Origin of the sequence: Streptomyces sp. SUK 48 (assembly GCF_009650765.1) — a bacterium.
Classification (GTDB): domain Bacteria; phylum Actinomycetota; class Actinomycetes; order Streptomycetales; family Streptomycetaceae; genus Streptomyces.
In genome coordinates this window covers 7,942,911-7,961,505 of the sequence record NZ_CP045740.1, presented here as the reverse complement: position 1 = coordinate 7,961,505, position 18,595 = coordinate 7,942,911, and the positions used below count along the sequence as shown (strand labels likewise).

The 18,595-nt window shown below is 75.1% G+C and carries 1 protein-coding gene; it reads right to left on the bottom strand.

The annotated features are described in order from the left end of the window. Positions 1 to 34: 34 nt before the first annotated feature. Positions 35 to 18,577 (bottom strand): type I polyketide synthase, encoded by an 18,543-nt coding sequence (locus GHR20_RS34955; protein WP_153815531.1) that lies wholly within the window; start codon positions 18,575 to 18,577, stop codon positions 35 to 37. Between the last annotated feature and the right edge of the window lie 18 nt (positions 18,578 to 18,595).

The window sequence follows — 18,595 nt, the reverse complement described above, 5'->3', positions numbered from 1 at the left end:
TCCTCGGCTGTCGTCAAAGGTAGAGCGCCAAGAACTAGGAATTTTCTAGATCTTGATCGATCAGATCGAAGATGTCGTCGACCGTCGCGTCCTGGAGCTGACGCTGTGCGTCGGCCGATCCGGTGTGCTGCTCGCCGGCGGAGTTCATCTGGGCCAGCAGCTCCTGGAGCCGCCTGCGCACGCCCGACCGGACCGTCTCCTCGGCGGTGGCGGCCGTCCCGATCACCGCCTCCAGCCGGTCGAGTTCGCTGAAGACCGACACCTCGTCCGGGCTTGTCCCGCCGGTGAGTTCGCCGTCCAGGTGGCGGGCGATCGCCTCGGGGGTCGGGTGGTCGAAGACCAGGGTCGCGGGAAGGGTGAGACCGGTGTCGGCGGTGAGCAGGTTGCGCAGCTCCACCGCGGTCAGGGAGTCGAAGCCGAGGTCCCGGAACGCCAGGTCCGGCTCCACCGCCGTGGCGCCGCTGTGGCCGAGTACGGCCGCCGCGTGCGCGCACACCGTGTCCACGAGCAGGCGCCGGCGTTCGTCCTCGGACAGGGTGGCCAGCTTCTCCCGCAGCGCGGACGGCTCCGTGCTCTGCCCGGCGGGCCGCCGGTCCGCGAGGGCGTCCCTGACCTCGGGCAGGTCGCCCAGCAGCGCGCTGGGCCTGCCGACGGTGAACGGGACGACGAACCGGGCCCAGTCCACGTCGGCCACGGTGACCGTGCCGTCGGCGCCGCTCAGTGCGCCGTGCAGCGCGGAGACGGCCCGCTCCGGCCGCAGCGCGGTCAGGCCGCGGCGGCGCAGCCGCTCCTCGTCGCCTGCGTCGGCGACCATGCCGCCCTCGGCCCAGGGTCCCCAGGCGATGGCGGTCGCGGCAAGGCCCCGGGCCCGCCGGTGCTGCGCCAGGCCGTCGAGGAAGGCGTTGGCGGCCGAGTACGCCGCTTGTCCGCCGCCGCCCCACACACCGGAGATGGAGGAGAAGAGCACGAAGGCGTCCAACTCCCTTTCCCCGAGCAGTTCATGGAGGTGCAGGGCGCCGAGTGCCTTCGGGGCGACCGTCGCCGCGAAGTCGCCGAGGTTCGTCTCGGCGAGCATGCCCGCCTCGGCGGTGCCGGCCGCGTGGACCACCGCGTCGACGGGGTGTTCGGCGAGCAGCGCGGCCAGCGCCGCACGGTCCGCGACGTCGCAGGCGGCGACGGTCACGCGGACGCCCGACTCCTGCAACTCCGCCTGCAACTCGGCGGCACCGGGCGCGTCGAGGCCCCGCCGACCGGTCAGCACCAGGTGCTCGGCACCCGCACCGGCGAGCCAGCGGGCCACATGCCCGCCCAGCGCACCCGTTCCCCCGGTGATCAGCACCGTGCCACGCGGGGACCATGAACGGTCGCTCCGGGTGGCGGGCAGCCGCGACAGGCGCCGTACGAACACGCCGCGCTCACGGATCGCGACCTGGTCCTCGGCCGACTGCGCGAGCACCGCGAGGAGCCGGCCCGCGATCCGGTCGTCGACCGTGCCGGGCAGGTCCACGAGGCCGCCCCAGCGCCGCGCGTGCTCCAGCGCCGCCACCCGGCCGAGCCCCCAGACCTGGGACTGGTGGGGGTCCGTCACCGTCTCGGCGGGGCTCACGCCCATCGCGTTCCGGGTCACGCACCACAGCGGGGCGTCGATCCTCGCGTCGCCCAGGGCCTGGACGAGCAGGACGGACAGCGCGACGCCGGCGGTCAGTCCGGGTGCCGCCGGGGCGGCCTCGCCGTCGACGGCGAGCAGTGACAGGACGCCCGCCACCGTCGCGTCACCGGCGGCCAGGGCGAGCCGGGCGGTCAGCTCCGCCCGGTCCGTGGACGGCTCGACCGGGACCGGCAGCGTGATCAGGCCCCGTTCGGTCAGCCCGCGCAGACAGGCGGTGATCCAGTCGTCGCCGTGGTGTCCGGCGCCGACGGGAACCAGCCACACACCGTTGCGGGCGGGGCTCTGCGGGGCGGGGTCGGATATCGCCTTCCAGGTGATGCCGTAGCGCCAGCCGTCCACGGTGGACTGTTCCTTGCGCTGCCGCCGCCAGGACGAGAGCCTCGGCAGTACGTCGCCGAAGGTGTCGCCCGCGCCGATGTCCAGGGTGTCCGCGAGAGCTTGCAGATCCTCCCGCTCCACCGTGTCCCAGAACTCGGCGTCCACCGGGTCCGTCGCCGTGTCGGCCGCGCTCTCGGGTGCTTCGACCCAGTACCGCTCGTGCTGGAACGCGTACGTCGGCAGGTCGGTCTTCCGCGCGCCCGCGAAGAACTGGCGCCAGTCCACCGTCGCGCCGTACGTGTGCAGTTGGGCCAGCGCCGTCACGAGCGCCCGCCGCTCGGGGCGTTCGCCCCGCAGGACGGGCACTGTCACGGCCTCGTCCAGGTAGCCCTGCGCCATACCGCTCAGGACGCCGCCGGGGCCGATCTCCACGAACGTGGTCACGCCCAGGTCGTGCAGGGTGCGGACGCCGTCGGCGAAGCGGACCGCCTCGCGGACGTGTCGTACCCAGTAGTCGGGGGTGTAGGGCTCGGCCAGGCGTCCGGTGAGGTTCGAAACGACGGGAATGCGGGGTTCGTTGAACGTCAGGTCGCCGATGGTCCGGGCGAACGCGTCCAGCATCGGGTCCATCAGCGGCGAGTGGAAGGCGTGGCTGACCTTCAGCCGGGATGTCTTGCGGCCCTGTTCCGCGAACGTCTCGGCGACCGCGAGGACCGCCTCCTCGGTGCCGGAGACCACCACCGACTGGGGCCCGTTGACCGCCGCGACACCGACGCCGTCGGTCAGATGCGGCAGCACCTCCTCCTCGGTGGCCTGTACGGCGACCATCGCACCGCCCTCGGGAAGCGCCTGCATCAGCGCGGCACGCGCCGACACCAGCCGCACCGCGTCGTCCAGCGACAACACCCCCGCCACATGCGCGGCGGCGATCTCCCCCACCGAATGACCGGCCACGTAATCCGGCCGCACACCCCACGATTCGAGGAGCCGGAACAACGCCACCTCGACCGCGAACAGCGCCGGTTGAGCGTTCCCCGTCTGGTGCAGGGACTCGGAGTCGACGTCGAACGGCGTGTCCAGACGCGCGCACACCTCGTCGTACGCGTCGGCGAACACCGGGAACGCCTCGTACAACTCCCGCCCCATTCCCAGGCGTTGTGATCCCTGGCCCGAGAACAGGAAGCCTGTCTTGCCTCCGGGCCGGCCCTGGACGACTCCGGGCGAGGGCGTTCCGGCGGCCAGCAGGCCCAGTTCGCGGCGGAGTTCGTCGTGGGTCTCGCCGATGACGGCCGCCCGGTGGCGCAGGGCGCTGCGGGTGGTGGCCAGGGAGAAGCCGACGTCGGCGGGTGAGGTGCCGTCCTGCACATGGGCCAGCAGCTGCCGGGCCTGGTCGCGCAGGGCGGCGCCGCTCTTGGCGGAGAGCACCCAGGGCAGGAGGCCGCCCGGGGCGGTGGCCGGCTCCTCGGCTTCGGTGGGCGGGGCCTGTTCGATGATGGTGTGGGCGTTGGTGCCGCTGACCCCGAAGGACGAGATCGCGGCCCGGCGCGGGCGGTCCGTCTCCGGCCAGTCCACCGCCTCCGTCAGCAGCCGTACGTCACCGGCCGACCAGTCCACGTGCGGGGTCGGCTCATCGGCGTGCAGGGTCCGGGGCAGGACGCCGTGGCGCATCGCCATGACCATCTTGATGATCCCGCCGACACCGGCGGCAGCCTGGGCGTGACCGATGTTGGACTTCAGCGAGCCCAGCCACAGCGGCCGGTCCTCGGGGCGCTCCCGGCCGTAGGTGGCGAGGAGGGCCTGGGCCTCGATCGGGTCGCCGAGCCTCGTCCCCGTACCGTGCGCCTCGACCGCGTCGATGTCGGCGGAGGTCAGACCGGCGGAGGTGAGCGCCTGCCGGATGACCCGCTGCTGCGCGGGACCGTTGGGCGCGGTCAGACCGTTGGACGCGCCGTCCTGATTGATCGCGCTGCCCCGGACGACGGCCAGCACCCGGTGCCCGTTGCGGCGGGCGTCGGACAGCCGCTCCACCAGCAGCATGCCGACGCCTTCGGCCCATCCGGTGCCGTCGGCCCCGGCGCCGAACGCCTTGCACCGCCCGTCGGGCGACAGCCCGCGCTGACGGCTGAACTCCACGAAGGCGCGCGGGGTGGACATGACCATCACGCCGCCGGCCAGGGCCATGGAGCACTCGCCGCCACGCAGCGCCTGGACCGCCCAGTGCAGGGCGACCAGCGACGAGGAGCAGGCCGTGTCGACGGTGACCGCCGGTCCTTCCAGGCCGAGGGTGTAGGCGATCCGGCCGGACATGATGCTCGCGGAGTTGCCCGTGCCGAAGAAGCCCTCGGAGTCGTCGATGGCGTGGAACGCCTGGGCGGCGTAGTCCTGGTAGCCGGAACCGACGAAGACTCCGGTACGGCTGCCGCGCACCGACTCCGCGTCGATACCGGCCCGTTCGAACGTCTCCCACGTCGTCTCCAGCAGCAGCCGCTGCTGCGGATCCATCGCCACGGCCTCACGCGGCGAGATACCGAAGAAGGCGGGGTCGAACTCCCCCGCGTCGTACAGGAATCCGCCGTGGCGGGTGTACGTCTTGCCGGAGGCGTCGGGGTCCGGGTCGTAGAGGCCGTCCACGTCCCAGCCCCGGTCCGCCGGGAACTCGCCGACCGCGTCACCGCCGGAGGCCACCAGCCGCCACAGGTCCTCGGGCGAGCGCACCCCGCCCGGATACCGGCACGCCATACCGACGATCGCGACGGGTTCGTCGTCCGCGGCGGGTGCGGTGGCCGATTCCGGTGCGGTCTCGAGAAGGCGGCCGGTGATCTCGGTGCGCAACTGCCGGGCGAGTGCCTGGGTGTTGGGGTGGTCGAAGACCAGGGTGGCGGGCAGGGTGAGGCCGGTCTCGGCGTTGAGCCTGTCGCGCAGTTCGACGGCGGTCAGGGAGTCGAAGCCGAGGTCCTTGAAGGCCCGGTCGGCCTCGACCTCGCCGATGCCGCTGTGGCCGAGGACGGCCGCCGCGTGGGTGCGGACGAGGTCGACCAGCAGGGTGTGCTGGTCCGTCCCGGGCATCCCGGTGAGGCGGTCGGCCAGGGGTGAGGCGGTGGCCGTGCCGGGTCCGGCCGGGGCGCTGTCCGCGGTGCGGAGCCGCTCGGCCTGCGGGAGGTCGCCGAGCAGGGCGCTCGGGCGGCCCAGGGTGAACGGGGGCAGGAACCGGTCCCAGTCGATGTCGGCCACCGTGGTGGTCGCCGCGCCGGAGTCCAGTGCCCGTCCGAGTGCGGCCACGGCGTGCGTGGCGGGCATCGGGAGCAGGCCGCGCCTGCGCAGCCGTTCGTCCGCGCCGTCGCCCTCGGCCATGCCGCCGCCCGCCCAGGGGCCCCAGGCCACGGCGGTCGCCGGCAGTCCTCGGGCGCGGCGGCGTTCGGCGAGTCCGTCGAGCAGGGCGTTGGCGGCCGCGTAGGCGGCCTGGTGGCCGCCGCCCCACACGCCGGCGATGGACGAGAAGAGGACGAAGGCGTCCAGCTCCCGGCCGTCGAGGAGCGCGTCGAGGTGCAGGGCGCCCGCCGCCTTGGCGGAGAGTACGTCGGCGAAGGTGCCCGGCGTCATGGTCTCCAGCGGGTCCAGGTGGTCGACGCCCGCCGTGTGCACGACGGCGTTCACCGGGTGCTCGGCGAGCAGCGCGGCCAGCGCCTCGCGGTCGGCGACGTCGCAGGCGGCGACGGTCACGCGGACGCCCGCCTCCTCCAGCTCCGCCGTCAACGCGGCGGCGCCGGGCGCGTCGAGGCCCCGGCGGCTGGTCAGCACCAGGTGCTCGGCGCCCGCACCGGCGAGCCAGCGGGCCACATGCCCGCCCAGCGCACCCGTACCGCCCGTGATCAGAACGGTGCCGCGAGGCGTCCACCCGGGGGCGGCGCCGGGGTGGCGGCGGGCGGTGGCCCGGGTGAGCCTGCGGCCGAAGACGCCGCGGGCGCGCAGGGCGATCTGGTCCTCGGCGGATTGGGTGAGGACCGCGGCGAGACGGCCGGTGATCCGGTCGTCGATCGTGTCCGGGAGGTCGATCAGACCGCCCCAGCGCCGCCCGTGCTCCAGCGCGGCGACCCGGCCCAGGCCCCAGACGGCGTGCTGGGCGGCGCTCGGCACCGGGTCGGCGCGGCCGGTGGACATGGCGGACCTGGTCAGCGCCCACAGCGGGGCGTCGATGCCCGCGTCGCCGAGAGCCTGGACGAGGGCGAGGGTCAGCGCGGTGCCGACGGAAAGGGCCGGGTGGGCGGCGTGCGGACGCTCGTCGGTGCCGAGGAGGGAGAGCACGCCCTCGACCGGTACGTCCCGTACGGCATCGGTGAGTCGGCGCAGCAGTGCGTCCCGGTCGGCGGCGGGGTCGACCGTCACCCGGATCAGCCGGGCGCCACGGGCGGCGAGCCCGTCGGCGACGGCGGACGCCCACGCGGCCTCGGTCGGCGGGGCAGCGGCCGTCAGGTTCTCGGCGGCCCGCGAGTCGTCCGCGCCACCTGACGTGCCCGACGGGTCCTCGGCGGTGGCCAAGAGCAGCCAGTCGCCCGGCAGTTCACCGGTCCGCAGACCGCTGAGCGGCTTCCAGTCCGTGCGGTAGGACCAGCCCTGCACGGCGGACTCCCGGCGCCGCTGCCGGCGCCACGCGGACAGCCGGGGCAGCACCGCGTCCAGCTGTTCGGCGGGCAGGTCGAGGGTGGCGGCGAGGGAGTGGGCGTCCTCACGCTCCACGCTCTCCCAGAACCCGGCCTCCACGGTGTCGGCCGCCGGGGCGGCGGCTGCCGGCGCGGTGGTCCGGAGCCAGTACCGCTGGTGCTGGAAGGCGTAGGTGGGCAGTTCGGCGCGCCGGGCGCCGCGCCCGGCGAAGAACGCCGGCCAGTCGACGGGGACGCCGAGCACGTGCAGGCGCGCGACGGCGCCGGTGATCGCCTCGGGCTCGGTGCCGCCGGACCGGGTGGCGGGCACGGTGACCGCGCCGTCCAGGCAGCCCTGGGTCATGGCGCTCAGCACCCCGCCGGGGCCGGTCTCCACGAAGGTGGTGACGCCCAGGTCGCCCAGGGTGCGGATGCCGTCGGCGAAGCGCACGGCCTCGCGGACGTGCCGGACCCAGTAGTCCGGCGTGTACGTGTCGACGAGTTCGCCGGTGAGGTTGGAGACGACGGGTGTCCGGGGCTTCTCGAAGCGCAGACCGCTGACGACGTGCGCGAAGTCCGCCAGCACGGGGTCCATCAGCGGCGAGTGGAAGGCGTGGCTCACCGTGAGCCGGTTCGTCTTGCGGCCCTGGCGGGCGAAGAGGTCCGCGACGGCCGTCACGGCGTCCTCGGTTCCGGAGACCACGACGGACTGCGGGCCGTTGACCGCCGCGATGTCGGTGCCCTCGGTGAGGTGCGGCCGTACCTCGTCCTCGGTGGCCTGTACGGCGATCATCGCGCCGCCGGCGGGCAGGGCCTGCATGAGCGCGGCGCGGGCGGTCACCAGGGTGGCGGCGTCCGCCAGCGAGAGGGCCCCGGCGACGTGCGCGGCGGCGATCTCGCCCACGGAGTGCCCGGCCAGGTAGTCCGGTCGTACGCCCCAGGACTCCAGCAGGCGGTGGACGGCGATCTCGTGGGCGAACAGGGCGGGCTGGGTGAAGGCGGTGCGGTTCAGTGCGGCGCCGTCGTCGTGGCCGTCGGCGCCGAAGGCCACCTCCCGCAGCGGCCGGTCGAGGTGCCGGTCGAGGTGGGCGCACGCCTCGTCGTAGGCCGCCGCGAAGGCCGGGAAGGCGTCGTACAGTTCGCGTCCCATGCCGACGCGCTGGGAGCCCTGGCCGGAGAACAGGAACCCGACCCGGCCGGTGTCGGCGCGGCCGAGGACGACGCCGGGGGCGGGCGTCCCGGAGGCGAGGGCCCGCAGGCCCTCGGTGAGGCGCTCGCGGCCGTCGCCGGTCACGGCGGCGCGGTGCTCCAGGGCGGCCCGCGTGGTGGCCAGCGAGAACCCGAGGTCGGTGAGGGAGGGTCCGGCGCCGTCGGCGGTCAGGGCGAGCAGGCGTTCGGCCTGGGCGCGCAGCGCGGTCTCGGTCTTGCCGGACAGCACCCACGGCACGGCCGGGGAGGCGACCTCGACGGGGGCGACGGGGGCCGGTTCGGCCGTCGGCGCCTGTTCGATGATGGTGTGGGCGTTGGTGCCGCTGACGCCGAAGGAGGACACGGCGGCCCGGCGCGGACGGCCCGTCTCCGGCCAGTCCGCGGGCTCCGTGAGCAGCCGTACCGCGCCCGTCGACCAGTCCACGTGCGGGGTCGGCTCATCGGCGTGCAGGGTCCGGGGCAGGACGCCGTGGCGCATCGCCATGACCATCTTGATGACGCCGGCCACGCCGGACGCCGCTTGGGCGTGGCCGATGTTGGACTTCAACGATCCCAGCAGGAGCGGCTGTTCGCGGTCCTGCCCGTAGGTCGCGAGCAGCGCCTGCGCCTCGATCGGGTCGCCGAGCGTCGTGCCCGTGCCGTGCGCCTCCACCGCGTCCACGTCGGCGGTGGTGAGCCCCGCGGAGGCGAGGGCCTGCCGGATGACCCGCTGCTGCGCGGGACCGTTGGGCGCGGTCAGGCCGTTGGACGCGCCGTCCTGGTTGACCGCGCTGCCCCGCACCACCGCGAGGACCTCATGCCCGTTGCGCAGGGCGTCGGACAGGCGCTCCACCAGCACCACGCCGACGCCCTCCGCCCAGCCGGTGCCGTCCGCTCCGGCGCCGAACGCCTTGCAGCGGCCGTCGGCGGACAGTCCGCGCTGGCGGCTGAACTCGACGAACGCGGCCGGTACGGCCATGACGTTGACGCCGCCCGCGACGGCCATGGTGCTCTCGCCGCCGCGCAGCGACTGGATGGCCAGGTGCAGGGCGACCAGCGACGACGAGCACGCGGTGTCGACAGTGACGGCCGGCCCCTCCAAGCCGAACGTATAGGCGACGCGCCCGGAGACGACGCTGGCGGCGCTGCCGGTGAGCAGGTGGCCCTCGACACCCTCGGGGACCTCCGGCAGGCCGGCGCCGTAGCCCTGGTAGGACATGCCGACGAACACGCCCGTGCGGCTGCCCTTCATGGCGGCCGGGTCGATCCCGGCCCGCTCGAACGCCTCCCAGGTGGCCTCCAGGAGCAGGCGCTGCTGGGGGTCCATCGCGAGCGCCTCGCGCGGCGAGACCCCGAACAGCGCGGCGTCGAAGTCGCCCGCGTCGTAGAGGAATCCGCCGTCGCGCGCGTACGTCTTGCCGGGGGTGCCCGGGTCGGGGTCGTAGAGTCCCTCGACGTCCCAGCCGCGGTCCTCGGGGAAGCCGGAGATCGCGTCGCCGCCGGAGGTCACGAGCCGCCACAGGTCCTCGGGCGAGCCGACGCCGCCGGGGAGGCGGCAGCTCATGGCGACGATCGCGATGGGTTCGTCGCCGTCGGCGACGTGGTCCCGCTCAGGCCGCGCGGCGTCCGGGGCGCCGAGCAGTTCCGTGCGCAGGAAGTGTGCCAGGGCGGTGGCGTCGGGGTGGTCGAAGACCAGGGTGGTGGGCAGTTTCAGGCCGGTGTCGGCCGTGAGTTTGTTGCGCAGTTCGACGGCGGTGAGGGAGTCGAAGCCGAGGTCGCTGAACGCCCGGTCCGGGGGCACGGCCGTGCCCCCGTCGTGGCCGAGCACGGCGGCGGCGTGGGTGCGCACGAGGTCCACCAGGGTGCGGTCCCGCTCGCCCGCCGACAGCCCGGCCAGCCGTGCGGCGAGCGCGTTGCCCGCCTCGGCGCCGCCGGCGGCCGGGGCGTCCAGGGCGCGGGCCGCCTCGGGCACGTCGGAGAACAGGGCGCTGGGCCGGGTGACGGTGAAGGGGCCGATGAACCGCTGCCAGTCGAAGTCCGCGACGGTGAGGGTGGTGTCGTCGTCGGCCAGTGCCTGCTGGAGCGCGGCGAGCGCGAGGGCGGGGCGCATCGGCGGCAGTCCGCGCCGGCGCAGCATCTCCTCGCCGTCGCCGACCTGGGCCATGCCGCCCTCGGCCCAGCCGCCCCAGGAGACGGCGAGCGCGGTGCGGCCGCGGGCCCGCCGGTGCTCGGCGAGGGCGTCCAGGCAGGCGTTGGCCGCCGCGTAGGCGGCCTGGCTGGCGCCGCCCCAGATTCCGGCGCCCGAGGAGAACATGACGAAGGCGTCGAGTTCCTGACCGGCCAGCAGTTCGTCCAGGTGGACGGCGCCGGCGGCCTTCGCGGACACCGTACGGGCGAACCCGGCCGGGTCGCTGTCCTCGATCATGGCGTGGTCGCCGACGCCCGCGGCGTGCACGACGGCGTCCACCGGGTGCTCGGCGAGCAGCGCGGCCAGCGCCTCGCGGTCGGCCATGTCGCAGGCGGCGACGGTCACGCGGACGCCCGACTCCTCCAGCTCCGCCGTCAACGCGGCGGCGCCGGGCGCGTCGAGGCCCCGGCGACCGGTCAGCACCAGGTGCTCGGCGCCCGCACCGGCGAGCCAACGGGCCACATGCCCGCCCAGCGCACCCGTACCACCGGTGATCAGCACGGTGCCGCGCGGCGACCACTCCCGTGCCGGGTGGGCGGCGCGGGTGGCCCGGACGAGCCGGCGCCCGTAGACGCCGGAGGCGCGGACCGCCACCTGGTCCTCGGCCCGCTGGCCGAGGACGGCGGCCAGCCGGGTCGCGGCGCGGGCGTCCAGCAGGTCGGGCAGGTCGATCAACCCGCCCCAGCGCTGCGGGTGTTCGAGCGCGGCGGCCCGGCCGAAACCCCACACCTGGGACTGGAGCGGGCGGTCGAGGCGGTCGGAGCGGCCGGTGGCCACCGCGCCGCGGGTGGCGCACCACAGCGGGGCGTCGATGCCCGCGTCGCCGAGCGCCTGCGTCAGGCAGAGGGTCGCGGCGAGGCCGTACGGCAGACCGGGGTGCCCGGCCGCGGCGGTCTCCTCCTCGGCGAGCAGGGAGAGCACGCCGCTGACCGGGCCGATGCCGGCCAGCTCGCGGGCCAGTGCGCGGCGGTCGGTGCCGGGCCGGGCGACGAGCGTGACCGGTGCCGGGCCGTGGTCGGTGAGCGCGGCGCGCACCGAGGCGGTCCACTCGCTCTCCCGGGCCACCACGAGCAGCCAGGGCCCGGCCGCGCCGGGTCGCGGGAGCGCGCCGAGCGGCTTCCAGGTGACGCGGTAGCGCCAGCCGTCGACCACGGACCGTTCGCGGCGCTGCCGGCGCCACGCGGACAGCCGGGGCAGGAGCGCGCTGAGCGAGGCGTCCGCGCTCACCCCGAGGGTCGCGGCCAGGGATGCGGCGTCCTCGCGCTCCACGCTGTCCCAGAACCCGGGGTCCGCGGCGTCGGCCGGGTCGCCGACGGCTGCCGGGTCCTCGTCGCCCGCCAGCCAGTAGCGCTCGCGCTGGAAGGCGTAGGTGGGCAGGGTGATCCGGTGGGCGCCGGGGACGAGGGCCCCCCAGTCGGGGGACGCGCCGCGCACGTACAGTTCGGCGAGCGCGGAGACGACGGCCTGCCCCTCGGGGCGGTCGCCGCGCAGGGCGGGCACGGCGACGGTGTCGTCCAGGCAGCCCTGCGTCAGGGCGGTGAGGACGCCGCCGGGGCCGATCTCGACGAACGTGGTCACGCCCAGGTCGTGCAGGGTGTGCACGCCGTCGGCGAAGCGGACCGCCTCGCGGACGTGTCGTACCCAGTACGCGGGGGTGTAGGGCTCGGCCAGGCGTCCGGTGAGGTTCGAAACGACGGGAATGCGGGGTTCGTTGAACGTCAGGTCGCCGATGGTCCGGGCGAACGCGTCCAGCATCGGGTCCATCAGCGGCGAGTGGAAGGCGTGGCTGACCTTCAGCCGGTTCGTCTTGCGGCCCTGGCGGGCGAAGAGGTCCGCGACGGCCGTCACGGCGTCCTCGGCTCCGGAAAGCACCACGGAGCGGGGCCCGTTGACCGCCGCGACACCGACGCCGTCGGTCAGATGCGGCAGCACCTCCTCCTCGGTGGCCTGTACGGCGACCATCGCACCGCCCTCGGGAAGCGCCTGCATCAGCGCGGCCCGCGCCGACACCAGCCGCACCGCGTCGTCCAACGACAACACCCCCGCCACATGCGCGGCCGCGATCTCCCCCACCGAATGACCGGCCACGTAATCCGGTCGCACACCCCACGATTCAAGGAGCCGGAACAGCGCCACCTCGACCGCGAACAGCGCCGGTTGGGCGTTCCCCGTCTGATGCAGGGACTCGGAGTCGACGTCGAACGGCGTGTCCAGACGCGCGCACACCTCGTCGTACGCGTCGGCGAACAGCGGGAACGCCTCGTACAACTCCCGCCCCATGCTCAGGCGTTGCGAACCCTGGCCCGAGAACAGGAAGCCGGTCCTGCCCTCGGAGCGGGCGTGCCCCACCGTCAGGTCGGCCGCCGGTTCGCCGGTGGCGAGGGCGGTGAGGGCGCGGCGGAGTTCGTCGGGGGTCCGGGCCAGGAGTACGGCGCGGTCCTCGAAGGTCTCGCGGGCGGCCAGGGAGCGGCCGATGTCGGGGGCCGTCCAGCCGTCCGTGGCGTCGAGGTGGCCGGCGAGCCGGGCCGCCTGGGCGCGCAGGGCCGGCTCACCCTTGCCCGACAGGACCCACGGCACCAGCGCGCCGGAGTCCGGGGTCGGCAGCAACTGCGCTGTCTCGGGGGCCTGTTCGATGATGGTGTGGGCGTTGGTGCCGCTCACACCGAAGGAGGAGATCGCGGCCCGGCGCGGGTGATCGGTCCGCGGCCAGTCGACGGATTCGGTCAGCAGCCGTACGTCACCGGCCGACCAGTCCACGTGCGGGCTCGGCTCGTCGGCGTGCAGGGTGCGCGGGAGCACTCCGTGGCGCATCGCCATGACCATCTTGATCACCCCGGCGACGCCCGCGGCGGCCTGGGTGTGGCCGATGTTGGACTTCAACGAGCCGAGCAAAAGCGGTCGTTCGCGGTCCTGCCCGTAGGTCGCGAGCAGCGCCTGCGCCTCGATCGGGTCGCCGAGCGTCGTGCCCGTGCCGTGCGCCTCCACCACGTCCACGTCGGCGGTGGTGAGCCCCGCGGAGGCGAGGGCCTGCCGGATGACCCGCTGCTGCGCGGGGCCGTTGGGCGCGGTCAGACCGTTGGACGCGCCGTCCTGGTTGACCGCGCTGCCCCGCACCACCGCGAGGACCTCATGCCCGTTGCGCAGGGCGTCGCTGAGCCGTTCCACGAGCACCACGCCCGCGCCCTCGGACCAGCCGGTGCCGTCCGCGTCCGCGCCGAAGGCCCGGCAACGGCCGTCGGGCGAGAGCCCGCGCTGGCGGCTGAACTCCACGAAGACGCTCGGACTCGCCATGACGGTGACGCCGCCGGCCAGGGCCATCGCGCACTCGCCGGCCCGCAGCGACTGCATGGCCAGGTGCAGGGCGACCAGGGACGAGGAGCAGGCGGTGTCGATCGTGACGGCGGGGCCTTCGAGGCCGAAGGTGTAGGCGACCCGGCCGGAGACGACGCTGGACGCGCCGCCGACCAGCCGGTGGCCCTCGACGCCTTCGGGCGTGCGCCGCACATCGGCTCCGTAGCCCTGGTAGGCCATGCCGACGAAGACGCCGGTGCGGCTGCCGCGCAGCTGTCCGGGGGTGATCCCGGCGCGTTCGAACGCCTCCCACGAGGTCTCCAGGAGCAGGCGCTGCTGCGGGTCCATGGCCAGTGCCTCGCGCGGCGAGATCCCGAAGAAGCCCGCGTCGAAGCCGGTCGCGTCGTAGAGGAATCCGCCGTCGCGCGCGTAGGTGGTGCCGGGGCGGTCGGGGTCGGGGTCGTAGAGCGCGTCGGTGTCCCAGCCGCGGTCGGCCGGGAACCCCGAGATGGCGTCGCCGCCGGACGCCACCAGGTCCCACAGGGCCTCGGGCGAGTCGACGCCGCCGGGCAGGTGGCAGCTCATCGCGACGATGGCGATGGGCTCGTCGTCGGCGGCGGCCGGGTGCCGCTCCTGCGGTGCGGCCGTGCGCGCGCCGAGGAGTTCGCTCTGAAGGAAGCGGGCGAGCGCGGTGGCGCTGGGGTGGTCGAAGACCAGGGTGGGCGGCAGGGCGAGGCCGGTCGCCGTGTTGATCCGGTCGCGGAGTTCGACGGCGGTCAGGGAGTCGAAGCCGAGGTCCTTGAAGGCCCGGTCGGGCTCGATCTCGGCGACGCCGCTGTGGCCGAGGACGGCGGCGACGTGCGCGCGGACCAGGTCGGTCAGGGCCTGGGCGCGCTCGGCCTGGGGCAGTCCAGCGAGCCGGGCCGTCAGGGGCGCGTCGCCGGTCCCGGGTGCGGCGGGCGCGGCGGTGCGGGCTTGGCGCACCTCGGGCACGTCGGACAGCAGGGCGCTGGGCCGGCCGAGGGTGAACGGTCCGATGAAGCGTGCCCAGTCGATGTCGGCCACGACGAGCGCCGTGTCGTCGCAGTCCAGGGCGCGCTGGAGCGCGGTCACGGCGAGCGCGGCGGGCAGGGTGGTGACGCCGCGGCGGCGCAGGTGTTCCTCGTCGGCGTCGGAGACCATGCCGCCGTCGGCCCAGGGGCCCCAGGCGAGGGAGGTCGCGGTCAGGCCCCGGGCCCGGCGCCGGGCGGCGAGCCCGTCGAGGTGGGCGTTGGCGGCGGCGTAGGCGGTCTGCCGGCCGCTGCCCCACACACCGGCGATCGAGGAGAAGAGCACGAAGGCGTCCAGGTCGCGGTCGCCGAGCAGGTCGTCCAGGTGGGTGGCGCCGTGGGCCTTCGCCGCGAGGGTGCGGGCGAAGTCGTCCGCCGTCAGTTCGCCGAAGGGGGTGAACTGGGGGACGCCCGCCGCGTGGAAGACGGCGGTGCAGGTGTGCTCGGCGAGGAGGGCCGCCACCGCGTCGCGGTCGGCGAGGTCGCAGGCGGCGAGGGTGACGCGGGCGCCCAGTTCCGCCAGTTCGGCGGCGAGCGCGGGCGCGCCGGGGGCGTCGGCGCCGTGGCGGCTGGTGAGCACCAGGTGTTCGGCGCCGGTGGCGGCGAGCCAGCGGGCGATGTGCCCGCCGAGGGCGCCCGTGCCGCCGGTGACCAGGACGGTGCCGCGCGGTGTCCACGGCCGGCCGGTGCCGCCGCGGGCGTGGTCGAGCCGGGCGGCGAACACACCGGAGGCGCGGACGGCGACCTGGTCCTCCCACTCCCCCTGGCCGTCGGTGCCGGCGGCTGCCTGGCCGTCCGTGGCGCCGGTCGCCCGGCCGTTCGCGGCACCGGTCGCCTGCCCGAGGACGGCGGCGATCCGCCCGGCGGCGCGTTCGTCCACGGTCTCGGGCAGGTCGATCAGGCCGCCCCAGCGGCGGGGGTGTTCCAGGGCCAGGGCACGCCCGAGGCCCCACACCTGGTTCTGTACGGGGCTGAGCGGGGCCTCGCCCGAGCGGCCGGTGGCGGCGGCGCCGCGGGTGGCGCACCACAGCGGGGCGTCGATGCCCGCGTCGCCCAGCGCCTGCGCCAGGGCCACGGTCTGGGCGAGGCCCCGGGAGAGCGCGGGGTGTCCGGGTGAGGGCGTCTCGTCGGTCGCGAGCAGGGACAGGACGCCGTCGAAGGGTCCGGCCTGGGCCAACTCGCGCGCCAGGAGGGCGCGGTCGGCGGTGGCACCGACCGCCAGCGGGACCAGCCGCGCGCCCCGTCCGGCGAGGGCCGCGCCGACCGCCTCGGCCCAGGTGTCGCCCTCGGGTGCGGCGAACAGCCAGGCGCTGCCGGAGAGATCGCCCGCGGAGAGGCCGTCCAGCGGCTGCCAGGTGATCCGGTAGCGCCAGCCGTCCGCGGCGGACTGCTCGCGCCGCCTGCGTCGCCAGGCGGACAACTTCGGTACGACGACGTCGAGTTCCCCGGGGCTCAGCTCCAGGGTCGCGGCGAGGGACTCGGCGTCCTCGCGCTCGACGCTCGCCCAGAAGTCGGCGTCGACCGCGTCCACGGCGGCCGTCTCGGTCTCCGTGGTCTCCAGCCAGTAGCGCCGCCGCTGGAAGGCGTAGGTGGGCAGGCCGACGCGCCGGGCGCCCGGGAAGAGGGCCTCCCAGTCGGGGGACGCTCCGTGCACCTGGAGTTCGGCGAGCGCGGTGACGACGGCCCGGGGTTCGGGGCGGTCGGCGCGGAGTGCGGGGATGGTGACGATGCCGTCGGCGCAGCCCTGTGCCATGCCGCTGAGGACCCCGCCGGGGCCGATCTCCACGAAGGTGGTGACGCCGAGACCGGCCAGGGTCCGGACGCCGTCGGCGAACCGGACCGCCTCGCGGACGTGCCGGACCCAGTACTCCGGGGTGTACGGCTCGGCCAGGCGGCCGGTGAGGTTCGAGACCACCGGGATGCGCGGCTCGTCGAAGGTCAGGTCGCCGACGGCCTCGCGGAACTCGTCCAGCATCGGGTCCATCAGCGGCGAGTGGAAGGCGTGGCTGACCTTCAGCCGGGACGTCTTGCGGCCCTGCTCCCGGAAGGCGTCGGCGAGCGCGGCGACCGCGTCCTCGGCGCCCGAGACCACCACCGACCGCGGCCCGTTGATCGCCGCGATGCCGACCTCGCCGGTCAGATACGGCCGTACCTCGTCCTCGGTCGCCTCCACGGCGGCCATCGCGCCGCCCTCGGGGAGCGCCTGCATCAGCGCGGCCCGTGCCGACACCAGCTTCGCCGCGTCCCGGAGCGACAGCACGCCCGCCACATGCGCGGCGGCGATCTCCCCCACCGAGTGACCGGCCACGTAGTCCGGCCGCACACCCCACGACTCGAGGAGCCGGAACAACGCGACTTCGAGGGCGAACAGCGCCGGCTGGGTGTGGCCGGTGCGGTTCAGCTGCTCCGCGTCCGTGTCGAGGGTGACGTCGAGGTGGGCGCGGATCTCGTCGTAGGCGGCGGCGAACGCGGGGAAGGCGTCGTAGAGTTCGCGGCCCATGCCGAACCGCTGCGAGCCCTGGCCGGAGAAGAGGAAACCGGTCCGGTCGCCGAGGCGGCCCGCGTTCTGCACGACGGCGGCCGCGGGGGCGCCGGACGCCAACGCCCTGACACCCTCGGTGAGTTCTTCCATGCTCGCGCCGACGACGGCCGCCCGGCGGTCCCAGGCGGTGCGGGTCGTGGCGAGGGAGAAGCCGATGTCGGCCGGTGAGCAGCCGGGTCCGTGGTCCTCCAGGAAGGCGAGCAGCCGCTGGGCCTGGGCGCGCAGCGCGGCCTCGCTCTTCGCCGAGAGCACCCACGGCCGTACGCCGGCGGGAGCTCCGGCCGGTGCGGTGGCGGGCTCCTCCTCGGGGGCCGGGGCCTGCTCGATGATGGTGTGCGCGTTGGTGCCGCTGACGCCGAAGGAGGAGACGGCGGCGCGGCGGGGGTGGTCGGACCCGGGCCAGTCGACGGCCTCGGTGAGCAGCCGTATCCCGCCCGTCGACCAGTCGACCTGGTCGGTCGGCTCGTCCACGTGCAGCGTCCGCGGCAGGACGCCGTTGCGGATGGCCATCACCATCTTGATGACCCCGGCGACGCCGGAAGCCGCCTGGGTGTGCCCGAGGTTGGACTTGACGGACCCGAGCCACAGCGGCCGGTCCTGCGGGTGCTCCTGGCCGTACGTGGCGAGCAGGGCCTCCGCCTCGATCGGGTCGCCGAGGGTGGTGGCCGTGCCGTGGGCCTCGACCGCGTCGACCTGGGAGGCGGTCAGGCGCGCGTTCTCCAGCGCCTGCCGGATCACCCGTTCCTGCGACGGGCCGTTGGGGGCCGTGAGGCCGTTGGAGGCGCCGTCCTGGTTGACGGCGCTGCCCCGGATGACCGCGAGGACGTCATGGCCGAGCCGGCGGGCGTCGGACAGCCGCTCCAGGAGCAGGACGCCGACGCCCTCGGACATGCCCGTGCCGTCGGCGGTGGCGGAGAACGCGCGGCAGCGGCCGTCGGGCGACAGGCCGCGCTGGGCGCTGAACGCGACGAAGGTGTTCGGGGTGGCCATCACGGTGGCGCCGCCCGCCAGGGCGAGCGAGCACTCGCCCCGGCGCAGCGCCTGGGCGGCCAGGTGGAGCGCGACCAGTGAGGACGAGCAGGCGGTGTCGACGGTGACCGCCGGGCCTTCGAGGCCGAGGGCGTAGGAGATGCGGCCGGAGACCACGGCGGCGGTGTTCGCGGTGACGAGGTGGGCCTCGATGTCGCTGTCGCCCGGCCGCTGGAGGTAGGCGTGGTCCTGCCCGTTGGTGCCGACGAACACACCGGCGCGGGTGCCGCGCGCGGTGGCGGGGTCGATGCCCGCGCGCTCGAACGCCTCCCAGGAGGTCTCCAGGAGCAGCCGCTGCTGCGGGTCCATGACCAGGGCCTCGCGCGGGGAGATCCCGAAGAACGCGGGGTCGAACTCCCCGGCGTCGTGCAGGAATCCGCCCTCGCGCACATAGCTGTGGCCGGTCCGGCCGGGCTCGGGGTCGTAGAGCGTGCCGAGGTCCCAGCCCCGGTCGGTGGGGAACCCGGAGATGCCGTCGCCGCCCGAGGCGACCAGCCGCCACAGGTCCTCCGGCGAGGCGACGCCGCCCGGGTAGCGGCAGGCCATACCGACGATGGCGACGGGCTCGGTGTCCTTCGCCTCCAGCTCACCCAGCTGCCTGCGGGTCTGGCGCAGGTCCACCATCACGCGCTTGAGGTAGTCCCTGAGCTTGTCGTCGTTCGACATGTTTTACGTCCTCGGTAG

Excerpts from the sequence above, each read along its gene's own strand:
- GHR20_RS34955 (WP_153815531.1), bottom strand. The coding sequence starts at position 18,577 with ATGTCGAACGACGACAAGCTCAGGGACTACCTCAAGCGCGTGATGGTG.